We start from the raw sequence: 533 nt of genomic DNA, 5'->3' as shown, positions 1-533 counted from the left end.
CTGTCATGGATTTGGGTGCAACGATCTGTACTCCAAAATCTCCGACCTGCGGCATTTGCCCCCTGCATGCGGCCTGTCTGGCGCGGAAGGCGAGGACGCAGGTGGAACTGCCGCAAAAAACGCCCAAGAAGCCCAAACCCACCCGGCTGGGCCACATCTACATCGCCCAACGCGGAGATGGTGCCCTGCTGTTGGAACGCCGCCCCGATAAGGGTCTGCTGGGCGGAATGTTGGGCTGGCCCGGCTCGGACTGGTCCGAAACACCGCTGGAAAGCCCTCCGTTCCCGGCGCGATGGCACGAAATCCCCGGTGAAGTGAGACACACCTTCACCCACTTTCACCTGATCCTGCGTATTTGGACAACCGAATTGCCAGACGGTTGCGATCCGAACGGTCTGACAGTCATGGACAAACACCAATTCAGGCCCAGCGACCTGCCCACGGTTATGCGCAAGGCTTTTGACCTCTGGCGCGGCCAATAGACCGCTGGGCAAAGCCCAGTGCGCGGTCTACGGTGCCGCCAACGTTTCGGA

Annotated in this window: 1 protein-coding gene; it reads left to right on the top strand. The window is 61.0% G+C overall.

What is annotated here, in order from left to right; translation table 11 throughout:
* The coding region (locus ACR0DO_RS19600) for an NUDIX domain-containing protein (protein WP_480561124.1) at positions 1–482 on the top strand (482 nt) is incomplete at its 5' end.
* Positions 483–533: the final 51 nt, after the last annotated feature.

This window comes from Ruegeria sp. AM9, assembly GCF_056540565.1.
Note: the sequence above shows the minus strand (reverse complement) of the source record. Positions and strands in the feature narration are given on the sequence as shown.